20 protein-coding genes are annotated in these 21,736 nt (G+C 29.4%); 7 read left to right on the forward strand and 13 right to left on the reverse strand.

The window, feature by feature from the left end; all coding sequences use genetic code 11:
* Positions 1 to 120: 120 nt before the first annotated feature.
* From LL038_RS08445 to LL038_RS08455, 3 genes are all read left to right on the forward strand, one after another.
* Positions 121 to 2,109 (forward strand): methyl-accepting chemotaxis protein, encoded by a 1,989-nt coding sequence (locus tag LL038_RS08445; RefSeq protein ID WP_216125199.1) that lies wholly within the window; start codon positions 121 to 123, stop codon positions 2,107 to 2,109.
* Positions 2,110 to 2,338: 229 nt separating this feature from the next.
* Positions 2,339 to 2,755 carry a MarR family winged helix-turn-helix transcriptional regulator gene (locus tag LL038_RS08450; protein WP_216125198.1) on the forward strand — a complete coding sequence of 139 codons (417 nt, stop codon included), beginning with the start codon at positions 2,339 to 2,341 and terminating at the stop codon, positions 2,753 to 2,755.
* A gap of 41 nt (positions 2,756 to 2,796) precedes the next feature.
* The gene (locus LL038_RS08455; RefSeq protein WP_216170955.1) at positions 2,797 to 4,095 is read left to right on the forward strand and encodes a cytidylate kinase family protein; all 1,299 of its coding nucleotides are present in this window, start codon (positions 2,797 to 2,799) and stop codon (positions 4,093 to 4,095) included.
* Between the two features lie 209 nt (positions 4,096 to 4,304).
* On the opposite strand, the gene LL038_RS08460 is transcribed toward LL038_RS08455, so the two are convergent.
* The 3 genes from LL038_RS08460 to LL038_RS08470 all read right to left on the reverse strand — a co-directional run bounded on the left by LL038_RS08460 (position 4,305) and on the right by LL038_RS08470 (position 7,096).
* Entirely contained in the window at positions 4,305 to 5,768 is a 1,464-nt protein-coding gene (locus LL038_RS08460) for a DUF4179 domain-containing protein (RefSeq protein ID WP_216125196.1), read from the reverse strand.
* Position 5,769: 1 nt separating this feature from the next.
* Positions 5,770 to 6,333, reverse strand: coding sequence for a sigma-70 family RNA polymerase sigma factor (locus LL038_RS08465; protein ID WP_216125194.1), 564 nt, complete (start codon positions 6,331 to 6,333; stop codon positions 5,770 to 5,772).
* A 256-nt stretch (positions 6,334 to 6,589) separates the two neighbouring features.
* Positions 6,590 to 7,096, reverse strand: a complete 507-nt coding sequence (locus LL038_RS08470; protein WP_216125192.1) for a hypothetical protein — start codon at positions 7,094 to 7,096, stop codon at positions 6,590 to 6,592.
* A gap of 356 nt (positions 7,097 to 7,452) precedes the next feature.
* Between LL038_RS08470 and dltA the strand changes: the two genes are divergently transcribed.
* Genes dltA through dltD (LL038_RS08490) form a run of 4 tightly spaced genes read left to right on the forward strand, consistent with a single transcriptional unit; the run spans position 7,453 to position 11,527 of the window.
* On the forward strand, positions 7,453 to 8,928 hold the full coding sequence (gene dltA / locus LL038_RS08475) for a D-alanine--poly(phosphoribitol) ligase subunit DltA (protein ID WP_216125190.1): 1,476 nt from the start codon (positions 7,453 to 7,455) through the stop codon (positions 8,926 to 8,928).
* Positions 8,929 to 10,074: a D-alanyl-lipoteichoic acid biosynthesis protein DltB gene (gene dltB / locus LL038_RS08480; RefSeq protein ID WP_216125188.1), complete on the forward strand. Its 1,146-nt coding sequence runs from the start codon at positions 8,929 to 8,931 to the stop codon at positions 10,072 to 10,074.
* A gap of 14 nt (positions 10,075 to 10,088) precedes the next feature.
* A complete protein-coding gene (gene dltC, locus LL038_RS08485; protein ID WP_216125186.1) occupies positions 10,089 to 10,331 on the forward strand; it encodes a D-alanine--poly(phosphoribitol) ligase subunit DltC in 243 nt (80 codons plus the stop codon).
* Positions 10,328 to 11,527 carry a D-alanyl-lipoteichoic acid biosynthesis protein DltD gene (dltD, locus tag LL038_RS08490; RefSeq protein ID WP_216125184.1) on the forward strand — a complete coding sequence of 400 codons (1,200 nt, stop codon included), beginning with the start codon at positions 10,328 to 10,330 and terminating at the stop codon, positions 11,525 to 11,527. The genes dltC and dltD (LL038_RS08490) overlap by 4 nt, the downstream gene beginning before the upstream one ends.
* A 335-nt stretch (positions 11,528 to 11,862) precedes the next feature.
* On the opposite strand, the gene LL038_RS08495 is transcribed toward dltD (LL038_RS08490), so the two are convergent.
* The 10 genes from LL038_RS08495 to LL038_RS08540 form a co-directional block, all read right to left on the reverse strand.
* On the reverse strand, positions 11,863 to 12,714 hold the full coding sequence (locus LL038_RS08495) for a polysaccharide deacetylase family protein (protein ID WP_216125182.1): 852 nt from the start codon (positions 12,712 to 12,714) through the stop codon (positions 11,863 to 11,865).
* Between the two features lie 360 nt (positions 12,715 to 13,074).
* Complete coding sequence (locus tag LL038_RS08500; RefSeq protein WP_216125180.1) at positions 13,075 to 13,992, reverse strand: leucine-rich repeat domain-containing protein; 918 nt, start codon at positions 13,990 to 13,992, stop codon at positions 13,075 to 13,077.
* Positions 13,993 to 14,302: 310 nt separating this feature from the next.
* The gene (gene dltD, locus LL038_RS08505) at positions 14,303 to 15,514 is read right to left on the reverse strand and encodes a D-alanyl-lipoteichoic acid biosynthesis protein DltD (RefSeq protein WP_216125179.1); all 1,212 of its coding nucleotides are present in this window, start codon (positions 15,512 to 15,514) and stop codon (positions 14,303 to 14,305) included.
* A complete protein-coding gene (locus LL038_RS08510) occupies positions 15,511 to 15,660 on the reverse strand; it encodes a hypothetical protein (RefSeq protein WP_216125178.1) in 150 nt (49 codons plus the stop codon). The genes dltD (LL038_RS08505) and LL038_RS08510 overlap by 4 nt, the downstream gene beginning before the upstream one ends.
* An 89-nt stretch (positions 15,661 to 15,749) precedes the next feature.
* Positions 15,750 to 16,283 carry a DUF4352 domain-containing protein gene (locus LL038_RS08515; RefSeq protein WP_216125177.1) on the reverse strand — a complete coding sequence of 178 codons (534 nt, stop codon included), beginning with the start codon at positions 16,281 to 16,283 and terminating at the stop codon, positions 15,750 to 15,752.
* A gap of 31 nt (positions 16,284 to 16,314) precedes the next feature.
* Positions 16,315 to 17,418, reverse strand: a complete 1,104-nt coding sequence (locus LL038_RS08520) for a serine hydrolase domain-containing protein (protein WP_216125176.1) — start codon at positions 17,416 to 17,418, stop codon at positions 16,315 to 16,317.
* Between the two features lie 129 nt (positions 17,419 to 17,547).
* Positions 17,548 to 18,564 (reverse strand): hypothetical protein, encoded by a 1,017-nt coding sequence (locus tag LL038_RS08525; protein ID WP_216125175.1) that lies wholly within the window; start codon positions 18,562 to 18,564, stop codon positions 17,548 to 17,550.
* 17 nt (positions 18,565 to 18,581) lie between these two features.
* Entirely contained in the window at positions 18,582 to 19,592 is a 1,011-nt protein-coding gene (locus LL038_RS08530; RefSeq protein ID WP_216125174.1) for a phosphodiester glycosidase family protein, read from the reverse strand.
* Positions 19,593 to 19,784: 192 nt separating this feature from the next.
* On the reverse strand, positions 19,785 to 20,594 hold the full coding sequence (locus tag LL038_RS08535; RefSeq protein ID WP_216125172.1) for an undecaprenyl-diphosphate phosphatase: 810 nt from the start codon (positions 20,592 to 20,594) through the stop codon (positions 19,785 to 19,787).
* An 89-nt stretch (positions 20,595 to 20,683) separates the two neighbouring features.
* Positions 20,684 to 21,694, reverse strand: a complete 1,011-nt coding sequence (locus tag LL038_RS08540; RefSeq protein WP_216125171.1) for a phosphodiester glycosidase family protein — start codon at positions 21,692 to 21,694, stop codon at positions 20,684 to 20,686.
* Between the last annotated feature and the right edge of the window lie 42 nt (positions 21,695 to 21,736).

Here is a 21,736-nt window from a genome sequence, read left to right on the forward strand (position 1 = left end):
TAGATGTAAAAATTTAAAAGGATTTTACAATATTATGTCGAATATGTATTTATAAACTATTCCATGAATTTATAAAAATAAAAGGTAATCATAAATTCTACTGAAAATATTTTATTGGGAGTGATTAAAATCAAAACTATAAGGGGCTTTAAATTTAAAATATCAATTATTATCGTAATTATTATTATAATACCACTTATTATATCCACCGCAATTATTGGAGTAAAAAATTCAAGTATTATGAAGAAAAGTGCCTATACTCAACAAATGGATAAGGCAAATGCTGTTGAAAAAGAAATAAAATTAACACTAAATGATATTCAAAGTTTGATGACTGGTCTAGTCGCTACGGATGAAGTCCAATCTATGGATTTCAACAAACTTGATAGTATATGTAAAACATTTAGAACACAATTCCCAATGATTTTAGACTTTACAGCATTAGACCCAAAAGGTATGATGTTTTATAGTTCTATGGGGAAAAATAAGCTAGCAGATAGGTCTAATAGAGATTATTATAAAATGGGAATGAAAGGTGAATCTGGTTTTTCTAATGTATTGATATCTGGTACTACAAAGAAACCAATAATAATATGTTTTACTCCTATTTTGAAAAACGGAAAAGTTGTAGGTGTATTAGCTGCTAACCTTTCACTAGATGTTTTTAGTGATTTAGTAACAAAAGAAAGTTATGGAAAATCAGGACAAGTTTATTTAGTTGATGGAGCTGGAAAAGCAATTGGCCATAGTAATAAGAAACTGGCCGACCAACTTACGGATTTAACAAAGCTTAGCCCTGTAGCTAAAGTTATAAAAAAACAAACTGGGCAAATCGAATACGCAAGTAACAATGTTGCTAAACTATCTACCTATAAATTTATTGATAAAATTAATTGGGGTGTAGTAGTTGAAGTAAATTCCAGCGAGGCCTTTAATGAATTGAATTTGATTATAATGATTATGCTGGTTATTATTGCAGGTGCATTATTGTTATCCTTAATTATAGCAAATTTTCTTTCAATTTATATTACAACTCCACTTAAAAAGATAACTGAAAAAATTTCCCTTGCATCGGAAGGTCATCTAGATAAATCTACATTACAGGGAAATATTTTAAAAAGGAATGACGAGTTTGGCCAAATTTCCAATAAGTTTAATTATATGATAGGCAGTATTGGTGATTTAGTTAGAGAAATAAAAAATTCTTCCGGCACTCTATTAGATTCATCTAACTCCCTTACGAACATAACTAAACAGACTGCACTTGCTTCAGAGGAAGTCGCCAAAGCTATTGAAGACATAGCTATAACAGCTACGGAGCAAGCTAAAGATACTGAAAGCAGCGTAAGTGAAATATCTAGTATAACTCAAGATATTGAACATGTTTCTGTGGCTGCTAGTGAAATGAAGGACATTTCTAACCACACTGTTGAAATCACTAAAAAAGGTAGGTCTGTAGTTAAATTACTTTCAGATAAAAATACTGAGAATAATAAGGCTAACAAAGATGTAAGCGAAGTAATTCAGAGGGTTGATGAAAGCTCACAGAAGATAGGTGTAATAATAGAAACAATAGATAACATAGCTAAACAGACTAACTTACTAGCACTAAATGCTGCTATAGAGGCTGCAAGAGCCGGGGAAAGTGGTAGAGGCTTTGCAGTTGTAGCAGATGAAGTTCGTAAATTAGCGGAACAATCTTCTGGCGCCACTAAGCAGATTGGAACCTTGATAACCGAAGTTCAAACCAACGCAAAATTTGCTGTAACAGTTATGGAAAATACTCAAATCATAGTTGAAGAGCAAAATGAGGCTGTATATCAAACTGGAGAACAGTTTAAAGATATATCTGGATCCTTTAAGGCGTTAATGGATAAGATGAATGAGATAAGTAAATTTAGTGAGAATATGACAAATAAAAAAGAGGCTATAGTGGCAAACATAACTAATATCTCTGCAGCTGCTGAAGAAACTTGCGCAGCTACAGAAGAAGTTTCAGCTGTTACTGCTGAACAATTATTAGCAATAAATAAGGCAGAATCTCATGCAGAAGATTTGAAACAATTAGTGAATAAACTAGAAAACGCAGTTGACAAATTTAAAGTCTAATATAATAAAACATCTCACAATTTATATATAAAAGGTAAAGACCAGAAGTAGTGATTTATCATTTCCTCTAGTCTTTACCTTTTATTTTAACTTTTCTATACTCTTCTTCATTAAAGAGCGAGGCGTAGGCGCTTTTGCTCTTGAAGATTGACTCGCTTTTTATTTAGGTATATAATATAATAGTTAGCTTTCTAACTGTTATATTCCTAATTAAAAGGAGGGACTAAACATGAACAAAGAGCTGCATTACATTTTACGGCTTTGTCACACACTTTGTAATAAAAAAATTTTGTTACAAACAAGTACCTTAGGATTGTCCCCAGGTCAACCAAAAATTTTGGAATTTCTAGAACATCACAATGGCTGCGAGCAAAAAGAAATTGCCAAAGCTTGTGAAATAGAGCCAGCAACGGTCACTAATTTATTAGCCAGAATGGAGAAATCTCATCTGATTGAACGAAAGCAACTAAATGGAAATCGACGTTCTTTACATGTTTCTTTAACAAAAGAAGGAGAAATAGTGACAACAAAAGTTTTAAAAATTTTTGAGGAAGTGAGAAAAAAAGCCTTTGAAGGTTTTACAGTTGAGGAGCAGGCAGGAACGTTTCGTCTACTAACAAAGATGTTTGATAATTTATCTGATTAGAAACCGAACAATGAAAAAAGTGAAGGAGAGTGAACTTTAAAATGTCAATTCGTGAGATAGTGAAACGTTATTTATTTTTTATTTTAGGGTTATTCATGATGGCGGTCGGTGTTGTGTTATCCACTCGATCCAATTTAGGAACGTCTCCGATTTCATGTGTGCCATACGTGTTGAGCTTGGGATTGCCTATGACCATTGGGCAATTTACTTTCTTAATGAACTTATTATTTATAATTTTTCAAATTTTATTATTAAGAAAACAATTCAAGCCCATTCAGCTACTTCAAGTTGTGGTAGCTTTTTTATTTGCCTATTTTACCGATTTTACTATGGGATTGTTATCATGGATAAGCGTGACCAGTTACCCTGCTCAAGTAGGATTATTTATACTTAGTTGTTTAATTCTTGCTCTTGGAGTCAGTATGGAAGTAACTGCAGATGTTGTCATGATGGCTGGTGAAGGGGTAGTTAGTGCCCTCTCAATAGTTACGAAGAAGGAATTTGGAAAATTAAAAGTAGCTTTCGATGTTACACTTGTAATTTGTGGTTTTCTTTTTTCATTTATTCTTTTTCATCGACTAAATGGAATAAGAGAAGGAACAGTTTTAGCTGCTTTATTAGTTGGAACCCTTGTCCGTTTGATTAACAAGCATTTGAGTTTTATGGATACTGTATTTAAGGGTAAATCTATAACTGTGAATACGAGTCAAGTTTTAACAACTGCTCAAGAAATTCATCCACTAGTAGTGACAATTAGTCGTGAATATGGTAGTGGAGGGCGTGCTATTGGTAAAAAAATAGCAGCTGATTTAGGTATTTCTTTCTACGACACGCAATTATTAAAAACAGCTGCCGAAGAAACAGGCCTTTCTGAAAAATTTATTGCAGAAAATGATCAATTTGTTCCAAATTTGTTGTTAAATCAGTTATTATCTCAAGGATATGCCTTTTCTAAAAAGGAGAAAGATCCTCTAAATGCTATCTATGAAGCAGAAAAGAGAGCTATTATGAAACTTGCAAATACCGAATCTTGTGTAATTATGGAACATTGTTCCGATTCCATTTTAGCTGATTTCAAAGGGAGCTTCCATGTATTTATTCATGCAGATAAAGCAAATAGAATGAAGCGTATTCAATATGAATATGGAATATCAGAGGAAAATGTCGAAGAAACGCTACACAAAACTGATAGGGCAAGAGAAACCTATTATCAAATCTATGCGGAACGTAAATGGGGACGTATTAAGAACTATGATTTGACAGTTAATAGTGCGGTCTTTGGCCTGGAGAAAACTACTGAATTAATCGAAGAAGCCATTAAAGGAAAAGAAGCGTCATAAATAATAGATATTAAATAAAAGAAACCCAATAAACCTTGTTTATAGACAAGTTTTATTGGGTTTCTTTTATTTGAAGTGTTGCACGAGGTCTATGAACAATAAAAATATAAACTTAGCAAATTGAATACCCTAATAACAACATTACTAAACTATCCACCTATAAATTTATTGATATAGTTATATTTTTAAAAAGGATGCTTTCCCTTAAACTAAAATTTTATAGTAACCCCCGTGGCTTCGCTATCCATTACACTTTCTACGTTTAAAATTATTTTTTTATCTTTTAGACTTTTAAACTCTATTACTTGTTCTTTTTTAGTCAATGAATTAGTCTCCATTGTTTTAATAGGAATATCATTACCCTTTTCATTCTTTGCTCCAAAGTTAAACTGTACTATACTCTTAAATGCTTTTAAAGTAATCTTAGACTCTTTAATACTAACAATAGCTACTCCCAAATTATTAGGTTCTATAATCTTGTTTTCTAAATCTATTGTAATATATTTATCTTTTTTATTTATATATTTAAACCCATCGCATTTAAAAGTTAATCCTTTTTCACTAGCAATTCCGCCTTCCAACTCTAAGCAAATAGTATTATTCTCTCCACTACTTGATATTTTTTCTTTAGGAGAACTATACTCTTTTCCATTTTCATCAATAAGTATTGGATTTACTACTCCAACTAGGTCATTATCTTTACTTACTAATTTACAATAAACTTTACTCCTAGATTTAGACAATTCTAGTTTTTCAATTTTGAATATGCCACTCTCTTTATTTACTTGTTTTCCCACTACATTTATAGTCGCTAAATCACTCTTATAAATTTTATTACTTAATGATATAGGTATACTTAAAGTAGCAATTTTATTCTTTTGAGATAAATCTATCATTCTCTTTATAGTTTTTTTATCTAATTCAGCAATCGGTTTATGAAACATAACATCATCTTTGTAAACATCTATCTCCATTATAAAGTCCTTAACATTTGACTCATTCTTAATAACTTCTAGATACTTCTTATTAGGGATAACACCCCAAGGAAGTTCTTTATTATCAACCTTATTCTTAAATTTAATCTTTCCTAAGATAAGACCTTTGTCTTCAAGCTCATAACCAATCCAGAGTTTTAACTTATCACCAGCTACTGATGTTACTGTAAACTTCGCGCCTTTATTTTCTACAGTAATATTTCCTTCTTGAATGTTTCCACTGCTTATTACGTTATCAAATCCCTTATCTAATTTTATAAATTCAACCAACTTATTCAATACTGGTATATTATCTAATGCCCTTGCAACACTTGGCGAAATATTAGTTGATACTACAAATACTAACATGGCTGCTACTGCTGAGATTAACAACCGTCTAATAAGCTTATTTTTTATAACCATTATCCTCTTTTTAGATTTTTTTATAGGATTTAATTCAGCACCATCTAAACTTGATTTATATTCATCTTCGTTATTAATAATATTTTGCTTAATCGTAATATTCTGCTTTGCACTTTTATTTACCCTTTCATAAAGTTTAGCTCTAATTTTTTCTTTTTCATCATAATCACAAACATCATTCTTAATATCCTTACTTAAATACGTCTTATCCATTATCACATTTAATTCATTATCTGTAAGATTATCTACTATCTCAAATACATCCTTTTCAAGCATACTAAACTACCTCCTTCCCAATGTTTTTCCTTAATAAAAGTCTACATCTATATAATCTGTTATCTACTGCGCTAACAGTAGTATTAAAGGCTTCTACTATTGCCTTTATCTCGTAATTCATAAAATATCTAAGATAAAAATAAGTCCTATCAGGCTCTTTAAATTCGTCAATCGCATGTAAAATATCATATTCCCCAATTTTATCAAATACCTGTTCTTCAGCACTAACTGATACATTCTCTACTAAATCTAGTTCTTCAATACACCCATTCACTCGCCTTTGTGCACTTCTTTGAAGTTTTCTCTTTAAATTAAGAGCTACAGTTCGTGTTTTTACATTTACAAAGGTATCAAACGAACCCCTTTGAGAATCAAATTTATCAATTTTTTTCCATAAAGCTAAAAATATATCACTTACACATTCCTCAACATCCTCTTTCGATCCATACTCACATAAAATTCTTTTAGTATAATAATAAGCTCTATCAAAATACTTATCATACAGGATATCTATAGTCCCTTCCTCTCGCGCTTTAAGTTTAATGACTAATTCTTCATCTTTCATAATCATCCTCCTGTCATTTCATATTATGTATTAACTAGTATATTAAAAAAGCTTATATAATTTTTATATGTTCTATATATAATAATACACATCAAAATGTAAAATCTCTCAAATATTATAATAAATTTAATAGGACTGTATAGATAAGTTAATTGAGTCATGTTCAAAAAATGCAATAAAAAAAATAAGGTTATACTCCTAAAATATCATTTAGAAATATAACCTTATTTTCTTGATCTTGAACTACATTATGGAATTAAATATTTTCTAGCACATTATATCTGTTTAAAATTAATTGCCATATTGTAAATATAGCAGTCTGTAATTTTATTAACGTGCTTACTGGATATTCGTGTGTTCCCAAAAATACTAAATACATCTCCTTAAAATCAGGTGAAAATGTATTTTCGAGTTTTCTATACTCTTCTTCATTAAAATTATACTTAAGATTAATAGAATATAAATTTCTTATATAATTTACTTTCATAACTGTTTTAAATATATCAATTGGAAGCAACCCTAATGAAAATACTGATTTTGCCAATTGATCAAACGTCAACTTATCGCAGTCTAAAATATCTGGATTCTTAAGGTGCTTCTTTAGTCTTTCTCTCAACGCATATTCTATATAAAGATTTCCCTTTAATATAATCTGCATTGGGTTTTCAGAATTTATATCTAAGTGAAATTTTTCTAATTTATTTTTAAATTCTGACACGTTGCCATCCAATTTTTTCAATTCAGTTTTATTCATTTCTTTCATTAATGATTCCCCCTCATATAATTTTTTTATTTATCTATATTCTAATTATAACATATTTGTTATAATTATTACTATAATGTTGTGAATCCAGGTTTTATTCCATTATTGAAAATACACAATATAGGCCTAAATTTCTTGATATAACGTTTTCTGAAATAATATTTACAATTTATTCACACCTTTATTGTAAATATGCCTTATAATGACATAGGACATATTTAATGGATTACTTTTATGCTAATAATTGTCAAAAAATATGTGTAATTGGGGTAATTTTTATGATTTGTATGATTAATGTGTAATCATTATGTAACAAAACGATAAAATGGATTTTAAAGTATAGGGGGACAAGACTTATGGATTTTATTAATGTAATTGAAAATTATTGTACTACTAATAAAGTAGCTCATATTTATAAAAATAGTAATTTAACTTATAGTGAACTTAAAGCAAAATCAGATTCACTTGCTGTAAATATCATAGATTTATTCGGCAAAGACAAAACACCTATAATAGTTTTTGGACATAAGGATCATTTAATGCTTATAAGCTTTTTAGCTTGCGCTAAAAGTGGACATCCATATATTCCAGTAGATATCTCGACTCCAATTACAAGACTTAAAGATATTTTAATTATATCTGGTGCTAAATTAATTATAAATACATCGGATGACTTATCTGATATTCCTGCAAATATAGTACTAAATAAAAGTGATTTAGAAAAAAGACTATTACAATATGAGAATAAAATACCCAATATAAGTTATAGACTTAAGGGTGAAGATATTTATTACATAATCTATACTTCAGGAAGTACTGGCAAACCAAAGGGAGTGCAGATAACAAAAAATTGCATTCAAAGCTTCATTGATTGGAGTATAACTCTAATTAATGAAAAGGATAAAATATTCATGAATCAAGCACCTTTTTCTTTTGATTTATCTGTAATGGACACCTATTTATCATTGGTTTCTGGTTCAATACTATATAGTATTGATAATGATATGATAGCTAATTTACCTGAACTTTTTATAAATTTTAAATCTTCCGGTATTACAACCTGGGTCTCTACTCCATCTTTCGCAGAAATGTCTTTACAAAGTGAGCAGTTTAATGAAAATTTATTACCTGAATTGAACCAAATGTTATTTTGTGGAGAAACTCTTTCCAAGGAATGCGTAAAAAGATTGTTTGAAAGATTCCCTACAATTAAAATAATAAATTTTTATGGTCCAACAGAGGCAACAGTTGCAGTAACTGCAGTTGAAATAAAAAAAGAAATGCTTTTAAGTAAAGAAACTCTTCCAGTTGGATACGTGAAAAAAGACTGTGAAATAATCATAGAAGAAAATACAAATGAGATATTAATATTAGGCGATAGTGTAAGTATAGGTTACTTTGCTGACCCTATATTAACAGAAAAATTCTTCTTTAACAGCGAAATTTCTGGTGTAAAAAAAAGAGGATACAGAACAGGAGATATGGGTTATACTGTTAATGGTCTATTATATTATGAGGGTCGAATAGATAATCAAATTAAACTTCATGGCTATAGAGTGGAAATTGAAGATATTGAAAATAATATCAGAAAACTTCCTTTTATAAAAAATGCAGTTGTAGTACCTATTAAAGAAAATGGCACAATTAAATATTTAGTAACAGCAGTAGTTTTAAATGATAAATTTGAAGGAAACATAATTCTAACAGTTAAAAAATTCTTAAGGGACTTATTACCTTCGTATATGATACCTCGTAAAGTAAAGGTAATAGAAGTTTTACCAATGAACGCTAATGGCAAAATAGATAGAAAAAAGATAATGGAGGAATTTTAGATGCTTCCTTATGGAGATTTTTTATATTTCTATTTAATGATTTTGGCCTTAATTCCTGCTATTGTTGTTGGTTTACTTGGTAAGAGGATAAAGTGGTACGGGCTACCAGCAAGTTTACTTATGATTTATTTGATTTTTGGTAAATCGAAACAACAAGCTGAATACTTAATTTTGTTTTTTATAATGGAATTTTTATTAATTATATTTTACAGTTTTATTATAAAAAAGTTTAAACAAAGATGGCTACTTTGGATAATGATAGCAATAGGTCTATCGCCATTACTATACTCAAAGCTTGGCAATATATTTATACACAAAGAACTTGGATTTTTAGGAATTTCTTATTTGACTTTCAAAATTATTCAGATATTAATACAAATTTATGACGGGTATATTACTAAAATAAATGTGTTTGATTTAGCTTATTTTATATTATTTTTCCCAACCTTAAGTTCTGGTCCCATTGACCGTTCGATTAGATTTAAGGAGGAAAGCAACAAGGTTATAACATCCAGACAATATGTTGAATATTTAGGTGATGGAATATTTAAGATTTTACAAGGAGTAGGTTATAAATTTCTGATAGGATTTTATATACAAACCCATTTTATTAACGTAATCTTATTAAGACCACACACCTTATTAAATACGATTACATATATGTATTCTTATAGTTTTTATTTGTTTTTTGATTTTGCCGGTTACAGTTTAATCGCCATAGGTGTAAGTTACATAATGGGAATAAAAACACCAGATAACTTTAATCTTCCATTTATAAGTAAAGATATAAAAGATTTTTGGAACAGATGGCACATGAGCTTATCTTTCTGGTTTAGAGATTTCATTTATAATAGGTTCGTAATGGCTGCCATTAAGAAAAAGTGGTTCAAGAGTAGATATACAGCCTCCTACATTGGTTACATGATAAACATGATAACCATGGGTCTATGGCATGGAATTCAACTTAATTATATTGTTTACGGTGCCTTTCATGGTGTTTTAATAATAGCTACTGATTATTTCCAGAGAAAATCATTCTACAAAAAGCATAAGAAAAAAGTTTATTTTAAAATTGCTTCAACTTTTTTAACTTTTAATTTGGTATGTTTTAGCTTTTTAATATTTTCAGGATTTTTATTTAAATAAAAGGGGGCATTTATATGGAAGAAACAATTTATGATATATTAGAAGAAATTACTGGTGAGGATTTACGCGAAGAGAGTAATGATAATTTATTTGACAGCGGGAGGTTAGATTCATTAGGAATAATTGAACTTATTGTAGCCATAGAGGAGAACTTTAACATTAAACTTGATCCTGCTATTGTTGGAAGAAAAGATATAGAGACACCAAATAAACTAATTGAATACCTTAAAGCTCTCTCTAATAGTAAAATAGAATGAAAAAGGTCATAACTTTTATTTGTTCTATTATTATCTGTTTTGGTTTTTTATTTTTTTATCAAAGCCATTACGAAGGTCTTATTTCAAAAAAATATTATAACGAGTTTGGAGAGAATTTAACTGAGCACAAATTTAAAAGCCCAATACTTCAAAGCATGGGAGCAAGGCAAAATGATAATCTTTTGATGTTCGGTTCTTCTGAACTTGAACACACTATCGGTTATTATACTCAACCCATTAAATTTTTCAACGGTAAAAAAGATGGTTTTCAAATTAATCTTATAGGAAAAGCAGGTTATACATCTTTAGTCCATGCTGCTGATTTCGGATCACTAGGCCATGAACTTAAGGGCCAAAAGGTAGTTTTCGTACTTTCTCCACAATGGTTTGTAAAAAAGGGTATTGAAGAAAATACTTTTGAAGCCAATTCATCTGAACTACAGGTATATGGATTTTTGTTTAATAAGCATATAAGTTTAACTACAAAACAAGATTTTTCTAAAAGAATAGTGTTGATTTCTGGTAAAAAGGTCAATAAGCACTTTGCTCTTATGCGGGACTACTGTTCTCTTTATAGCAATAAGGACTTATTAACTACCTCTAAACGGTACTTAATGACCCCCTATTACTGGCTAAGATATGAACTATTAGTTTTAAAAGACGATATAAATAGCAATAAATATCTTAAGCTAGGGCCTAAACTTGCAAATGGTTTAAAACCGCCGCATACAACTACTAACTGGAATGAAGAATTAAAAAAAGCTTCAAAAATTGCTAAGTCAGAGTCTACTAATAATGATTTTGGTATGGACGATAGAGTATATGAGCATGCATTTAAAAGAAACCCAGAAACAATAAGGGTATCGCCTAATAACGATTTATGTATAAGCTCTCCAGAATATGAGGATTTCAAATTGCTGTTAGACGTTTGCAAGGATGAAGGAATTAAACCATTATTTTTAAATATCCCTGTAAATGGCAAGTGGTATGACTATGTTGGATATAAAAAAAATGATAGGTTAGCTTATTATAAAAAAATAAATAATATGGTTAATTCTTATGGGTTTGAAATTGCTGATTTTTCAAAATATGAAAATGAAAATTACTTTCTAATGGATAGTGCTCACATAGGCTGGAAAGGTTGGGTATATGTTAATGAAGCTATTGATAAATATTATAACAAAAATAAAAACTAATATGATTTTTATGATAATTATTTATACCACTGTCATTTTAGGTTGCAGTTATTTGTTTTTATTTCAGTCGGATGTGAAAATTACTTATATATATAATCAGTTTTAAATATATAATTTAAAACAAATTTTTTATAAACTATTGAACTAACTACTAGATGCAAACATTTCAAATTACCCCCCAATTGTAGGATACTAAACCTATGATTGGGGGTATTATTATGTCTAAAAAAATCTCCGAGGAGTTCCCTCAGAGATTCAAATTTACTTTTCTGATATATTTAAACATTCTTACTATATATATTATTCGAAGCTGTTGCAGCGATCCAAGAGATGATTTAACTAAGCGTTTTAAATGAATATCCCTTAGATTTTAAATAATCAATAACTTTTGGTAGTGCTTGGACAGTTGTTGCCTTTGTTGAAAGATCATGCATTAAAATAACCACATGTCCCTTTCCCTCAGTGTTCTTTTTAAGATTAGCTAATAACTTATCCACTGGTATATTTTGACCCTCTGCATCCCCCGTTAAGTCGTTCCAATCGATATAATGGTATCCATCACTTTTAAGTGCCACTCTAAAAGGTTCCAATTTCTTACCAAATGAACCCCCTGGAAATCTTACTAGTTTACTATTGAAATCACTACCCAGTATTGATTTTAATGTAGTCTCACATTTATTAACATCACTTAAAAATGTGTTAGTACTAGAATAAATATAATTATAATTATGCGAATACGTATGGTTTCCAATAGCTTGACCATCCATTGCTTCTTTTTTTACTAAATCAGGATACTTTATTGCATAACTGCCGACTATAAAAAAAGTTGCCTTTATATTATAACTATCTAAAATTTTTAAAATTCCTGGAGTAGTCTTATCACAAGGTCCATCATCAAAAGTTAGATAAGCTACTTTATGTCCATCTGAATTATAAACATTTGTACTTGAAGAATCCGAATTTAATTCTTTATTAATAGATTTACCTTCCCTTGCATTCATATTTACATCAGAATGGGGGGGTGTAACCTTTGTTGTGTTAACATTATTAACTACCTGTTTCTTAGCACTTACTTTACTACCAATATAAAATATTAAACACAAAAGTATAATAAATACTGATATTACTAAAATAAATCTTTTCTTTTTAATAATTACTACTTTTTTCTTACCTCTAAGTTTCATCATAATTCATCACACCATTCATAATTTCATTTAAATTTTAAATAACTCTCCTTTCAAATTATTTGATACGTTAAATACTTAGATCTTTATTATTATCTTGTTTTAGAATATGTTTTAGGTTTGGTTTTTAAAAATCAATTTTACCGTTACTTAATAATAATACCTAACTACTAATATTGTCAAGATTTTTACATATAATATAAATTAATCAAAAAATTCTTATATTTAAACAAATTACAAACTTTTATACAATGTTATATCATTATTTTAAGAACGTAAAAATAACTACTTTTCAATAATTTAATATAAAAAAGTAGTTATCTAATGGAGAATATTTTAATACCTTTTGAATGTTTAAATTTTTTATTGTAATATAAAATCTTTATCTTCTAGATCGCTATAATAAGAACTTGTTATTGAATAATCTGTAATTGGATTAGTTCCTAGATATAATGAATTCAATTTAGTAAACCCCTTTAAAGCATTTATATTGTTGATTTTATTATTAGATAAATCCAATACAGTCAAATTAGTAAGTCTCTTTAAGGCATCAATATCGCTGATTTTATTACCCCATAAATCTAATACAGTCAAATTAGTAAGCCCATTTAAACTATCTATATTGTCGATTTTATTATTCCATATATATAATGTTGTTAAATTAGTGAGCTTCTTTAAAGCATTAATATTTCCGATTTTATTATTATATAAATCTAATACAGTTAACTTAGTAAGTCCTTTTAAATTATCTATATTTTCTATTTTATTATTATATAAATATAACAAAGTCAAATCAGTTAAATTTTGAATGCCTGAAAGATTACTTATATTTGTATTAGAAGCCTTTAACTCTTTTATCTTAGAAACATCACCTTTTAAAATATCTCCATTGTATTTCTTAATCGCATCTCTAACTACCTTTTCCAAATTTTTATCAGGGAATACAATAACATCTTTATCGCTAACTGCCTTGTCTAAATTCCTACTATAATATGTACCGCCCAAATTGTTTTCTAGTACTTGCTTAGTTTCTATATTATCATTATTATTGAAAATTTTGAATTTACCTATGGCCACTGCTGAACTTATTATCAATAAAATTAAAGCAGCCATTGCTATTTTATTAAAAATAATTTTTTTAAAATTTGAGATATAATTTTGAGAATTATTGGTTTTGCCTTCTGATTCATCATTTAACTTTTGTAAATTCTTTATTTCTTCGTTAGTACCACAATCACGACATACTTTACTATCTTCAGATAATATCTTTCTACAATTCATATAATTAGCTCCTTCTAAATAATTTATTGAATTTTAAACTTCCTTAATCATTGAAACTTATTTTTAGTGTTTTACATTTTATATTCTCCATTAATTTGATTACATAATATACCAATTCTATATATTCCATTATATTCCTTTTTTTATTTTTAATTTTAATAAAATTTTGGAACGAAAGTCTCCCATAACTTTAGAAAAAAAATATAACATCCATATCTTCCTAAAGATATGGATGTTATATTGGTTCATAAAATAATCTACTCTTTCATGTATTATTAAATGATTACAATTTATTTTACACTAATTATTTTTATTTACTCTTGTTATAATATTTATCAATTGCTTCATTAACATGTATCCAGCCCTTCCATCCTATGTGAGAATCATCCATTAGAAAATGTTCTTCATTTTCATATTTTGAAAAATCAGCAACTTCAAAACCATAAGAATTAACCATATTATCTATCCTTTTATAATAAGCTAGTCTGTCACTTTTATTAAATCCAGCATAGTCATACCATTTTCCATTTACAGGAATATTTAAAAATAGTGGTTTAATTCCTTCTTCCTTGCAAACATCTAACAGCAATTTAAAATCCTCATATTCTGGTGATACCTTATAAGAGTCATTCTTCATAGATCCCTCTGTTTTTTTAAGGTTTTTTTTAAATGAGTTGTTATACGCAATATTATCCATTCCAAATTCATTATTATTAGACTTTGATTTAGCAATGCTCGAAGCTTTTTTTAACTCGTCATTCCAATTAATATTTGTACGCAAAGGCTTAATATATTTTGTAAGTTTAGGATTAGACTTAAGATATTTATTGCTAGACATATCATCTTGTAAAACTAATAATTCATATTTTATCCAGTAGTATGGTGTCAATAAGTACCTCTTAGATGTACTTATTAAGTCCTTATTACTATAAAGAGAGCAATACTGCCTAATAATACTAAAGTTTTTATTGGTTTTTGAGTAATGCATTGACACTATTCTTTTAGAAAACTCTTGCTTTGTAGCTAAACTTATTTTCCTATTAAACAAAAGTCCATATATCTGTAGTTCAGAAGAATTAGCTTCTATATCATTTCCACTAACCCCTCCCTTTAAAAACCATTGTGGAGAAACTACAAAAACCACCTTTCGATCCTTAAGTTCAGTGCCTAATGCTCCAAAATTAGCAACATGTACTAAGCACGTATAACCTCCTTTTCCAATAAGATTTATTTGAAAACCATCTTTTTTGCCATTAAAAAATTTAATGGGTTGAGTATAGTATCCGATGGTGTGAACAAATTCAGAGGACCCAAACATTAAAAGATTATCGCCTTGCCTTGCCCCCATTTTTTGAAGTATAGGGCTTTTAAATTTTTGTACTGTTAAATTCTCTCCAAATTCATCATAATATTTTTTTGAAATAAGACCTTCATAATAACTTTGAGTACAAAATAATAAGCCAACACTTACAATAGCGATAATAAAAATAGAGCAAATAAAAACTCTGAGCTTTCTCATCATATCTCACATTTAGAGAGAGTTTGGGCGAATTCAATAATTTTTTTTGTCGTTTCTATTTGTTTTCTTTCCATAACCCTAGGATCAATTTTAAGAATAAAGTTATCTTCTCTCGTTTCTTCGAGTATGCTATAAGTTAATTCATCCATATAAATCCCCCTTAAATTCGAATAAATATCCTTAAAATATGTATGTAATACCTCGCACTGGAAAAGTTTTATATGTATTATTTTTGCTTTTAGTTTAATTTAAAACGAACTATCTTATGTCTCAATGTATCCCAATTGTAGTTTAAACTCAATCCTTTAGCATCCTTTACCGCAAGGAATGTCAGGGTTCCTGTAACCTCTCCTTTAGGTGCTAAATTACCACTTTTAAATATGTGATTGGCAGCTATCATTGTTACTATAGGGTCCCTAATTTGTCCTTTATCATCTTGAATCTGAAAATCATCGCCATAATTCCTATTACTATTACTTCCATTTTTAACTGTTATGGTTACAATTAAATATTCTAATCCCGCATCTGGCCTATTTGCTTTATTTCCATTTGATGTATCTATTTTATCAATTTTTAAAGATATATCATTAATCTTTACTGTATCCCCCACTTTGTAAAAGTCTTTAGCAGTTGGCAGTAATACGCTCGTTACTTGTGTGCTCTTGCTCTTTTTAATTTTGTTTGATCCTATTATATTATCTATAGTAAACCCTCCAGCAACTACAACTATGGCTACTATGCTGGAAATTATAATACGCTTATTCTTGTTCATCAATATCTCCTTTAAATTTACTTCTCTTAAGTTATTTTTCCATTTCTAAGATATCAGTTAATCCTGAAACCATTTGTACAACATTGTATGAGCCTTTATTGCTAAGTATAATAAATACATAGCCTTTATTAATATTTTTCCCTATATATGACGAATATCCTGATAGAGTTCCATTATGCCAAACCATTTTATCTTCCATAGCATTTTTACTAATAATCAATCCATATCCATATCCATAAGTGTCTAATAATGGTGTAAGCATTTCATTTAATGACTCTTCACTAATTAATTTTCCTTCAAATAATGCATTTCCCCATGTATATAAATCATTAACTGTTGAATAAATCCCTCCAGCAGAGTATAGTGTTGAGTTTTCTGCATTCGATGCTGGTGTATATTTGCCCGACTTTTCTGAAATAGCATACCCTATTGCTCTATTCTTTGTAATAATCTTATTGCTTAAAAATCCGGTATTATTTAATTTTAAAGGTTTAAATATGTTCTTTTCTAAATACTGCTCATATTTCATACCTGACACCTTTTCTATTATATATCCAAGCAATATATAATTTGAACTACTGTACTCATATTTTGTTCCAGTTTCAAACTTACGCGGTTCATTTTTAAAAAGTTCAATAATTTCTAATGGTGTATATGTAAGTTTCCCTTTCTCCGAAGGTTGACTATAATCAATAATTCCTGAGGTTTGACTGAGAAGATTATATATTTTTATTTTATTTCCCTCTGGATAGTCAGGAATATATTTATCAACTGTGTCTTGGACACTTAAAAGATTCTTTTCTTGTAACATTAAAATTGCTGTGGCCGTAAATTGTTTTGTTATGGATGCAATTTCAAAAACTGTTTTTGATTTATTAACAATTTTATTATTGTAATCTGCCATCCCATACCCTTTATCTAATATAATCTCATTATCTTTTGCAACAATAACCGTACCGCTAAATTTATCTTTTGCAGAATAGTCATCTATATATTTAGATATTTTAGATCGAATATCACTATTATCTATTTTCCCACTCTTCATTAGGGTGCTTGTATCGCTTACACAGCCTATTAATAATATCGTAAATATAAATAGTAAAACTATTACTTTTATTATAATTTTTTTTACCATAATTATATTCCTCCAAATTATTAACAGAAAAAATTCCCGCTCCTCAACTACTTATTTACATATTTTAATCATATTTTAATCATATTTTGGATTATTCCATGATATAACTGAAAATAATATACCCTTAATTTAATTGAAAGGTGTTTTAACTAAATTTCCATCACTTAATGATGCAACTCCAGTACTATATGATTGCAGGAATGTCCCTTTATAAATTGTTTCTTTATTTGTTTGAATTTCTGTTACCATAGATTTAATCTTATCATTTTTATAAACCTTACCACTACCAGTGACAAACAAGTTATCTTTACTTACTGCTGTGCTTAATGGAAGTGACTTCCAGTCACCACCCAGTTTACCATAATATATCTTATCAATTTTATTGCTACTATCCACATTTCCAACATAAACCTGATCATTATTATCTATTGCGAGTAAGCATGATTTTGTAGAACCACTGAAGTTCAAAGAATGGTCTGGCCCAGTTGCATAAACCTTGTTATTGGTTAAATTTTCGTACACCATCTTATCTTCATGAGGTATTACTCCAATATTTCCTACATATTCAGATTTAGTAACAATTTTTTTCCTTGATTTCATTATATTTACCCAGTATATAGAATAATTCTTATAACCATTTTTCACCTTTATATAAAATACCATTGTTAAAGTTGATGCTTCAATATCTTTTACAACTGAACCTGAACTAACCATTAAAATATCAGATACCTTATCCTTTTGTGATTGAGTAGCATCATAATATGACAATGAAAGGTTTCTATTTTGAGTTTCTACAACTAGCATTCTGTTTCTATCCGGAAGCCATTTACAAAATGATATTTTAACTCCATTAGAAGAGGATACATTAACGCTCTTACTTGTTATAGTATTAACAACATATAGCTGATTATTCAAATAATATGAAATATATCCTGCATCATAAGAAACATTTATAGTGGTGGCGTCACTTGGTACTTTGAAGGTTGAAACAGACGGTTTCTTATTTTGAGCTGAGTCTCCTACCTTTTGAGATTTCAAAGCAGCATTTGAAGTTAAAAAGTAGTTATTCAAATAGAAAAGTCCCCCACTTTGTACGATTAATGAAATGATTATTAATATTATCATTTTTTTAAATACTTTTTTCATAGTTACTCTCCTATCTGTTAAGGATTAACGATAATAGCTGATGGAACGGCTCTTTCGCCAAGTGCGTTGCAAGGGTTATTAATGACACTACCATTATTGTACATTGTGGTTGATGAGCCACCATCTAAATTAGAGGCATTAGATGCTCCATATTCAAGCATTACGTTTTGTACATCTTTAAGTGATGCACCTAAACTTTTAGTTGTTCTTCCATCAATAACAAGCAATAATATAGCACCATCCGCGCGCTGACCAATTGCTGTCCTCGGTGCAATTCCCTGGCCTCCATCTCCGGATTTTATCATTCCCTGACCATCAACTACAAGCGCTGGTCCAAACGACACTGCTTCGGTTGCACCAAGCGTCTTTAACTCATTCAAACTGTGAAGTCCAACAAGAAGTTGAGCTTTGTTTGTAATAGCTGTAATATCAACCTTTTTGTCTAGATCTGTTATATCATTAAATTTAATATTTCCATTACTCATAATAATACCAGTTGGTTTTCCTCCCGTGCCAGTCCATTTCGTATTAGTTGAGGAAGAATCAGAAAACCCTCCTGCATTAACAGCTGCTATAGACCCATTATCCTGGGCTATCTGGCTTGTTAGCTCTCCCTGGGTTCCAAGTTTGTTACTGTAGCCAACTTTAACTCTAGTCGGATCTTTAATAATAAGTAGATATCCTTTGAACTTTATTCCACTTGAAATGTTATATCTTTCAATACTATTGTCATGGCTATTACTAAATTTCATATTGTTATTACCCTGCTGCATAACTTGAACTGTATCTTCATCACGAATTTTCTGAATTTCTGCATCAGATAAAAATAGCTTTGCAATCCATTGATGACTAAGTGTAGTCATTGCAGCATCTACAATCGTTTTTTTTACATTAGTAAAAGGACCATGAAATATAATTAATGGAGCACTAACTCCTGTAAATACTAATATAAAAACCAAATAAAATATAAAATTTCTAAGCTTATAATTTTTTTTTCGTTTTCGCTGCGATATATTCTTAGCTCCCATCTTTGCCTCCTATGTTCTCAAAATTTCATATATGACTTAAAATTAAGTGTTACCGATAAATAATAAAATAATATAAAGCACATCTAACATTACACTATTGTGACATATGTTCACTCAATTTACAATAACAAGTTTATATTTATATTAGTAAAAAATCTCCCCACAAAAGTGAAGAGATTCAATATCAACAACTTATTTTAAAACGTTCATAAATACAAGTACTAATAAAAATACACCAACACATATTCTATACACAGCAAATACTCTCATACGCTTGTTCTTTAGGAAAGTTATAAATTTATTTACAACTACAATGGCAACTACAAATGATACAACAAACCCTGTTATTAACGATATTACCTCAATACCCGTAAGTGCCATTTTAGCTTTAAATAACGTTAGAGCTGTTGCTCCAATCATTGTAGGTATTGCAAGGAAAAATGAAAACTCTGCTGCAGCAACGCTGTTAAGACCAACAATCCATGCTCCCATTATCGTTGATGCTGATCTTGACATACCTGGCCATAGGGCAAGGCACTGAAAGCATCCTATAAGTATAGCTTGGGGAAGGACTATGCTATCAACACTTCCTATTACATCTCTTTTTCTATATTTATTTTCAACCAATATCATTAAAATACCACCAACTATTAATGCGGCAAGTACAGGAACTGGTCCAAACAAAACTGCTTCTATTTTCTTATGTAATATAAGTCCTAATACTGCAGACGGCATAAATGCTACAATAACATTAGTTAAAAGCTTAAATCCTGATTTTCCCGGAGTTAGATTTTTTAAAGAATCCCATAACTTAACCCGATAAAGTACTACAATTGCAAGAATTGCTCCAAGCTGAATAACAATTTCAAATAAAGTAGCAAACGCACCTGTAAAGTTGATAAAATGACCTACTATGATCATATGCCCAGTTGAAGAAATTGGTAAGAACTCCGTTATTCCTTCAACTATACCCATTATTATTGATTTAAGTATTAATATCATAAATTTCACTCACCCTTGTATAAATATTTTTTAGCCTTTCGGAATATTTTTTCCTTTATTTAAAATATTCTTTGATAAATTTTACTCCATTACCTTTTCTCTACGTATATAATTGAAGGTACTGTTCTCTCACCTTCACTACCGCAAGGCTTGTTTATAACTTGATCATTATAGAACATTGTAGAAGAAGAACCGCCATCTAAATTAGTAGCATTATAAGCCCCATATTTGTACAATACATCTTGGACGTCTCTTAAAGTAGCTCCTATGCTAGAGAGCTCCCTACCATCAATGACTAATAATAATATTGTCCCATCTTTCTTTTGTGCAATACATGTTCTAGGTGCAATACCCCAGCCTCCATCACCTTTAGTAATAGCCTTCTTGCCATTAACTATCATTGCTGGTCCAAATGATACCGCCTCAGTTACTTTGAAACCTTTCATTTCTTTTATAGAATAAAGCCCAACTAAAAGCTTACCCGATTTTGTAAATGCTACACACTCTCTTTTTTGATTCTCATCTTTCATACCATCATAAACAACTTTTCCACTAGATATTATAACTCCAGCTGGATTTGCTCCAACTTCTTTTAAAAGAGTTCCGGAAGTTTTATCTGTAAATGCACCACCATTAATTGCAGCTATTGCATTATTATGTTTTGCAATAGTACTAGTTATCTCCCCTTGCGAGCCAAGCTTACTACTATATCCTACTTTTAATCTAGTCGGATCATTAATTACGAGTAAATACCCTTTAAACTTTTTCCCTTTTACATCATATCTTTCAATACCATTATTATTTTTATTTTTTACAACTACACCAGAAGCAACAGTATTTGTATTATTTTGAGCTATAACTTCTATTTTTTGATCGCTCATAATTTGATTTATTTTTTCTTCTGATAAAAACGATGTTACTAGATATTGTAATGTAAGAGTAGTCATTGCTGAACCTACCACTGTACTCTTTACATTTTTAAATGGTCCATAATAAACCATAAATGGGCCTGTGATAATTGTGAATACTAATTCAAAAATTAAAAACATTAAAATATGAATGCTTGTGTGTTTTTTATTTTTCACTTTCATGCTTTCCATCCTTTTTTTTATTAGGTATTATCCTAAAACAGCATTTCTGCT

It is taken from the genome of Clostridium estertheticum (genome assembly GCF_026650985.1).
In the GTDB taxonomy this organism is placed as follows: Bacteria; Bacillota; Clostridia; order Clostridiales; family Clostridiaceae; genus Clostridium_AD; species Clostridium_AD estertheticum_C.

What these genes read in the sequence shown, in the direction of transcription:
- LL038_RS08530 (WP_216125174.1), bottom strand. Translation starts at nt 19,592, where the DNA reads ATGGGAGCTAAGAATATATCGCAGCGAAAACGAAAAAAAAATTATAAG.
- LL038_RS08460 (WP_216125196.1), bottom strand. Translation starts at nt 5,768, where the DNA reads ATGCTTGAAAAGGATGTATTTGAGATAGTAGATAATCTTACAGATAAT.
- dltD (WP_216125184.1), top strand. Translation starts at nt 10,328, where the DNA reads ATGAAAAAGGTCATAACTTTTATTTGTTCTATTATTATCTGTTTTGGT.
- LL038_RS08455 (WP_216170955.1), top strand. Translation starts at nt 2,797, where the DNA reads ATGTCAATTCGTGAGATAGTGAAACGTTATTTATTTTTTATTTTAGGG.
- LL038_RS08520 (WP_216125176.1), bottom strand. Translation starts at nt 17,418, where the DNA reads ATGGTAAAAAAAATTATAATAAAAGTAATAGTTTTACTATTTATATTT.
- LL038_RS08510 (WP_216125178.1), bottom strand. Translation starts at nt 15,660, where the DNA reads ATGGATGAATTAACTTATAGCATACTCGAAGAAACGAGAGAAGATAAC.
- dltD (WP_216125179.1), bottom strand. Translation starts at nt 15,514, where the DNA reads ATGATGAGAAAGCTCAGAGTTTTTATTTGCTCTATTTTTATTATCGCT.
- LL038_RS08500 (WP_216125180.1), bottom strand. Translation starts at nt 13,992, where the DNA reads ATGAATTGTAGAAAGATATTATCTGAAGATAGTAAAGTATGTCGTGAT.
- LL038_RS08525 (WP_216125175.1), bottom strand. Translation starts at nt 18,564, where the DNA reads ATGAAAAAAGTATTTAAAAAAATGATAATATTAATAATCATTTCATTA.
- dltB (WP_216125188.1), top strand. Translation starts at nt 8,929, where the DNA reads ATGCTTCCTTATGGAGATTTTTTATATTTCTATTTAATGATTTTGGCC.
- LL038_RS08535 (WP_216125172.1), bottom strand. Translation starts at nt 20,594, where the DNA reads ATGATATTAATACTTAAATCAATAATAATGGGTATAGTTGAAGGAATA.
- dltC (WP_216125186.1), top strand. Translation starts at nt 10,089, where the DNA reads ATGGAAGAAACAATTTATGATATATTAGAAGAAATTACTGGTGAGGAT.
- LL038_RS08515 (WP_216125177.1), bottom strand. Translation starts at nt 16,283, where the DNA reads ATGAACAAGAATAAGCGTATTATAATTTCCAGCATAGTAGCCATAGTT.
- LL038_RS08495 (WP_216125182.1), bottom strand. Translation starts at nt 12,714, where the DNA reads ATGATGAAACTTAGAGGTAAGAAAAAAGTAGTAATTATTAAAAAGAAA.
- LL038_RS08470 (WP_216125192.1), bottom strand. Translation starts at nt 7,096, where the DNA reads ATGAAAGAAATGAATAAAACTGAATTGAAAAAATTGGATGGCAACGTG.
- LL038_RS08465 (WP_216125194.1), bottom strand. Translation starts at nt 6,333, where the DNA reads ATGAAAGATGAAGAATTAGTCATTAAACTTAAAGCGCGAGAGGAAGGG.
- dltA (WP_216125190.1), top strand. Translation starts at nt 7,453, where the DNA reads ATGGATTTTATTAATGTAATTGAAAATTATTGTACTACTAATAAAGTA.
- LL038_RS08540 (WP_216125171.1), bottom strand. Translation starts at nt 21,694, where the DNA reads ATGGAAAGCATGAAAGTGAAAAATAAAAAACACACAAGCATTCATATT.
- LL038_RS08450 (WP_216125198.1), top strand. Translation starts at nt 2,339, where the DNA reads ATGAACAAAGAGCTGCATTACATTTTACGGCTTTGTCACACACTTTGT.